We start from the raw sequence: 4574 nt of genomic DNA on the forward strand, positions 1-4574 counted from the left end.
TGGTAAGACTCCCCCGAAAGCTAGGCGGGCTTGTAGGCAATCCAGCCCTTGAAACTGAAGCTCGCGTAGAACAGTTCCACACCTTCAAAGCCTGCCTCCCGTAGCAGTGCTTCATCGTCCCCGGGTGACAGCACCGGCAAGTGGCTGCTGATGGCGGCAATCGCCCGCTGCGCATCTTCAGGCGGCACGCCGGACTCCACCGCATAGGCGGCATAACGCTTCAGCCAGCGTGTTTTTTCCTCTGGCGAGGATTGGGGGAAGCTGTGATGCGCCGCAATCAAAGGCGCGCCCGGCGACAAGCGCCGCCACAGCTCTTTCAGGGTTTGCAGACGCTCTTCGGCCGGGATGAAATGCAAGGTCAGCAAGGACGTGGCGGCATCGAACGGCCCCTCGGGCGCGGTATCGATATAGCCTTCATGCAACTGCACCCGGGCCATCAGCGGACCCAAGGTGGCCTCGGCCAGCTTCAGCATCTCGGCAGACGGGTCCACCCCCACAAACTGCCACTCGGGCTGACTGTCGGCAAACTTCTTCAACTCCAGCCCACCGCCTGCGCCGAGTACCAATACCTTGCCGGTGGCCGAGACGCTTTCGCGCAATAGCAGCGTGGTCATGCGCTGCAGGGACTCGAAACCCGGCACCAGCCTCACCGGGCCTTCGGCGTAGCGGGCGACAGCGTCGGGATCTGAAAACCAGGTCATTGCTGGCTCCTGTTGGCGGGGGAAGCGACAACCCTACTGGGGCAAATTCAGGCTGGCAATTGAAGAGATGTGCAGTTGTGTTAAAACGTTGCCTTTGCTGATTTTGAGAGTACCCCTCGAATGCTTCCCGACATGCTTATCCGCGATGCACGGCCTGAAGACGCGTTATGCGTTGGTGTGCTGGGCATGCAGGTTTTTCTCGATACTTACGCCACCGAAGGCATTCGCGACTCAATCGCCGCCGAGGCGCTGCAAGCGTTTTCGCCCCAGACGATTTCCGCGCTGATCGCCCAGCCGGGCACGGCCATCATCGTCGCTGAAGCCAACGGGCATCTGGTGGGGTTTGCCCAGGTGGCGATGGACACCGGCCATGCGCTGATCTCAACCCCGAACGCGGCGGAGTTGCAGCGGCTCTACATCCAGGAACGGTTTACCGGGCTCGGACTCGGCTACCGTTTGCTGCAAGCGGCTGAACAGCGCGCAGGGCAGGGTGGCGCTTCTTTGTTGTGGGCGACGGTGTGGGTCGGCAACGAGCGGGCGCTGGGTTTTTATCCGCGTCGTGGTTATGAGCTATTGGGGGCGCCTACGTATACGTTCCAGAATGAAACCCATGAAAATCGGTTGTTTGGCAAAAGGCTTGGCGTCTAGCCGTCAGAGCGTTTTGCTGAGGAAAACCCGGCTGCTGCCTTGCGGGTCGCATGGTATTTCACCAAAACGTATCCAGCCATTCTTCTCGTAAAATTCCGGGGCCTGGAAACTGATGGTGTACAGCACCGCCGAGCGGCACCCTCGGTGACGGGCTTCGCCTTCGAACGCCTTCAGCAGCGATGTACCCAGGCCTGAACCACGCAGCGCATCGGGCAAATGGAACAGGTCGAGGAACGCCATCCCGAGGCTGGTTTTGCCGGTGATGCCGCCGAGGGTTTCACCGGTGTCGGGATCCTTGATCAGCACCGTCAACGGACGTCGGTCATTGGAGCCGGTGATGTGTTCGTTGAAGGCGGCGAGTCCCTTGCCGAGAAGCTGCTCGGCTTCGGCGTCTGGTTGGTCACCTATCTCAATCAAATGCTGTTTCATCAGGTTCTGCTCCCTGTCAAAGCCGTTCCCGCACCATCCGCATCAGCCGTTCACCCACCTGATCCACGCCTTTGTTTTGCGCAACCACCTGGGCACCTTCCATCAACAACGTCAGCTCTTCAGCCAGCTCCACGGGCTTGCTCGCCTTGAGCTGCGTACACAGCAGCTTCACCCGCTCAAACTGGCGTTTTTTATGCGCCTGGATCAGCGCTCGCGCAGGGTGATCGGCCTCCGGAATTTCCGCGAGGGTGTTGGTAAACGGGCAACCGCGATAGCCCGCCCGTTCCAGGTCGTCGACGATAAAAACCGCCAAGCCCAGCAGCTGTTCCCTGGGGGAGTCGGGGTGTTGCTGCGCCAGGCGATCCAGCACATCGCTGTAGCTTTCCGTCAGGCGCTCCAGCCACTCCAGCACCAGCGCATCCTTATTCTCGAAATGCCGGTACACGGTCATCTTGGTCGAGGCGGCCAGTGCCGCAATGGCATCCACGCTGACACGGGTGATGCCCTGTTCGACAAACAGCGTTTGCGCCGCATCGACGATCCGCTCGCGGGGCGGCAGTTGAGGTGTCCGTTGCGCACGCATGCACATTCTCCACTTGACAGCGATACCATTGAGTATCGCATGATACTCTTCGGTATCGTCCGATACCGAAGAGTATTCATCATACCCGTTTGGAGGGTTTCATGTACCTGTCTGAATATGCCGATCAGGATGCTACCGGCCTGGCACGCCTGATCCACACCCACGCTGTCAGTGTCGACGAGGTGCGCGCGGTCGCCCTGCAAGCCATCTTAGCCGTCAACCCGCAGATCAACGCCTTGGTGGAAGCCTGGGACGATGAACCGGTTGCGGCCCAAGGCCCGTTCCATGGCGTGCCGCTGCTGCTCAAAGACCTGGGCGTCAGCGCCGCAGGCCGCCGCAATGAACTCGGCAGCGCGCTCGCGCAGGGCTGCACCGCCGATGCCGACTCGGAACTGATGACCCGCCTGCGCCGCGCCGGCCTCATGCCGTTGGGCCGCACCACCACCCCCGAATTCGCCGCCAGCACCACCACCGAAAGCCGCTTTTCAGGCCCCACCCGCAACCCGTGGGACGTGCAGCGCAGCGCCGGTGGTTCCAGCGGCGGCTCGGCAGCGGCGGTGGCGGCGGGGTTGGTACCGGTGGCGCATGCGACCGATGGCGGCGGCTCAATCCGCGTACCCGCGTCCATGTGCGGCCTGTTCGGGCTCAAGCCGAGCCGTGGTCGCGTGCCCATGGGGCCGGACGTCGACGAAGTCTGGAGTGGTTTGGCAGTGCACGGGGTATTGACCCGTTCGGTACGCGACAGCGCTGGCATGCTCGACGCGATCCATGGCGGCGCGCCTGGAGATCCGTTTCACATAGCACCGCCAGAAAACAGCTTTTCGGCGCTTGCCCAACGGGCCCCCGGTTCGTTGCGCATTGCCCTCCAGAGCCTGCCTTTAAACGGGCAGAAGCTGCATCCGGCGGTGGAACAGGCGCTGTTCAATACCGCCAAACAACTGGAAGCACTGGGTCATCAGGTTGAAGAAATCCAGCCGGACATTGGCGTGAGTTGGGAGGCGTTTGTCGAACTCAATGCGCGTTTCTGGTCGTCGAACACGGCAGCCTGGATAGATGCAGTTGCCGGCGCGACGGGTCGTGCGATCAGTGCTGAATACCTGGAACCGGCGACACTGGCGTTGTATCGCCTGGGCAAGTCACTGCAAGCGACAGACCTGTTGGGGGCCCTGTGGGAACGCAACATCGTCGCGCGCCACATGGGTGACCTGTTCCAGCGATATGACGTGCTGCTGTCGCCCACACTGCCCGGGCTGGCGCCGATGATCGGCGACTACAACCAGGGCCAGGCGCAACTGGACGGGCGAGGGTGGATGAATCGAGTGTTTGCGCATTCGCCGTTTACCGCGCTGGCCAATGTCATTGGCGCGCCGGCGATGTCGGTGCCGCTGGGTCATGATTCCCGGAGCGGGCTGCCGATCGGCATGCAGTTCATGGGCGCGTTTGGTCAGGAGGGCATGTTGCTTGGCCTGGCGACGCAACTGGAACGGGCAACGCCTTGGGCTGCACGTCGCCCGCACGTGTGGGCCGGGGGAAACCTGTAACCCAAGGCAAATGCTTTCCCTGTGGCGAGGGAGCTNNCCCTCGCCACAGAGGGAAGTGTGATGGCTAGATATCCATCACCATCTCATGCCACGCCATCCCGCCATGGTCCGACGCCGACGGCTGCACATAGCGATAGCCCATGCGCTTATACAGCTCCACATGGCGGTCCTTGCACATCAGGTGAATGGTCTTCTTGCCCATCGCCTGCATGCGCTGCACGAACTCCGTCATCAAGCGCGTGGAGTAGCCCTTGCCTTGCTGGGTGGGATCCACCACCACCGACATGATCACCACATTCGGCGCATCGGCTGAATGCCCGACCAACTCCTTGAAGGCCTCATCCGACATCACCACTTCATCGGCGCAACCGCAGTTGATGAAACCGACCACAACACCATCCGCCTCCAGGATCAGAAAGCCTTGCGGGTACAGCGCAATGCGCGTGGCGATCTTTTCCAGGGTCGCGGCTTCGTCGCCTTCGTAGGCGGTGATTTCGATTTCGTAGCAACGGTTGGCGTCGGCGGGGTTGGCGTTACGGAAGGTGAGGGCGGGCATTGGGTTACCGAAGAAGTTGAACGACGGCCCCCATGATAAAGAAAGAACACCCCGACAGCACCGCCGAACACAAAACCCACTCACGCCACCGACCCCCTGTGGGAGCCGTCGAGCTT

The 4574-nt window shown here is 61.6% G+C and carries 6 protein-coding genes; 2 read left to right on the forward strand and 4 right to left on the reverse strand.

Annotated features, from left to right (window positions below; all coding sequences use genetic code 11):
• Positions 1-20: 20 nt before the first annotated feature.
• Entirely contained in the window at positions 21-701 is a 681-nt protein-coding gene (locus HX873_RS26915; protein ID WP_177123464.1) for a class I SAM-dependent methyltransferase, read from the reverse strand.
• 132 nt (positions 702-833) lie between these two features.
• Between HX873_RS26915 and HX873_RS26920 the strand changes: the two genes are divergently transcribed.
• Positions 834-1349 carry a GNAT family N-acetyltransferase gene (locus tag HX873_RS26920; RefSeq protein ID WP_256349672.1) on the forward strand — a complete coding sequence of 172 codons (516 nt, stop codon included), beginning with the start codon at positions 834-836 and terminating at the stop codon, positions 1347-1349.
• A 3-nt stretch (positions 1350-1352) separates the two neighbouring features.
• On the opposite strand, the gene HX873_RS26925 is transcribed toward HX873_RS26920, so the two are convergent.
• Together HX873_RS26925 and HX873_RS26930 are read right to left on the reverse strand one after the other, a co-directional pair.
• Positions 1353-1778, reverse strand: coding sequence for an N-acetyltransferase (locus HX873_RS26925; RefSeq protein WP_177123466.1), 426 nt, complete (start codon positions 1776-1778; stop codon positions 1353-1355).
• A 16-nt stretch (positions 1779-1794) separates the two neighbouring features.
• The gene (locus tag HX873_RS26930; protein ID WP_177123467.1) at positions 1795-2361 is read right to left on the reverse strand and encodes a TetR/AcrR family transcriptional regulator; all 567 of its coding nucleotides are present in this window, start codon (positions 2359-2361) and stop codon (positions 1795-1797) included.
• 101 nt (positions 2362-2462) lie between these two features.
• On the opposite strand from HX873_RS26930, the gene HX873_RS26935 reads away from it, so the two are divergent.
• The gene (locus HX873_RS26935; protein WP_177123468.1) at positions 2463-3902 is read left to right on the forward strand and encodes an amidase; all 1440 of its coding nucleotides are present in this window, start codon (positions 2463-2465) and stop codon (positions 3900-3902) included.
• Positions 3903-3966: 64 nt separating this feature from the next.
• Here HX873_RS26935 and HX873_RS26940 read toward each other — a convergent pair whose 3' ends face one another.
• Complete coding sequence (locus tag HX873_RS26940) at positions 3967-4458, reverse strand: GNAT family N-acetyltransferase (RefSeq protein WP_177123469.1); 492 nt, start codon at positions 4456-4458, stop codon at positions 3967-3969.
• Positions 4459-4574: the final 116 nt, after the last annotated feature.

The organism is Pseudomonas sp. P7758, from assembly GCF_013386485.1.
GTDB lineage: Bacteria > Pseudomonadota > Gammaproteobacteria > Pseudomonadales > Pseudomonadaceae > Aquipseudomonas.